Raw genomic sequence first — 383 nt, 5'->3', positions numbered from 1 at the left:
GCCAAATCCACTTCATAGAAGTAGAGACCTTTGCCCAATTTTTCTACTGGTGGAAGGGCGGGATTTTTAGCTGAACCATTGTCTGACCATGGAGCCTTGTCGGATGCTTTCAAGATAAGACGAGTTAACATACCGTCACCAGCGAAGAATTCGTACGGGATAACTTGGTTGACACCAGCTGTGAATGGGCCTGGAAAGTTCGCTTTATCCAAGTAGGTAGCTGGGACATCCACTGTGTCTTTGGTATTGTCAGCCACACCTTTTTGCACTTCAGCTGGAGTGGTCAAGCCGTTCAAGTTGACATCCAAATTTTTAGTCGCTACGAGGTTAGTCAAATCTGCTTTGCCATCTTTAGCGCCGTACACCTTGATAGTAGCTTTATA

At 45.7% G+C, this 383-nt stretch carries 1 protein-coding gene; it reads right to left on the bottom strand.

Annotation, left to right across the window (positions count from 1 at the left end; translation table 11 throughout):
- A partial coding sequence (locus tag HMPREF2904_RS09275; RefSeq protein WP_176744623.1) for an SSURE domain-containing protein occupies window positions 1-383 on the bottom strand: 383 nt, incomplete at both ends.

Source organism: Streptococcus sp. HMSC072G04, assembly GCF_001813295.1.
GTDB lineage: Bacteria > Bacillota > Bacilli > Lactobacillales > Streptococcaceae > Streptococcus.
This window is presented reverse-complemented; position numbering and strand designations above follow the sequence as displayed.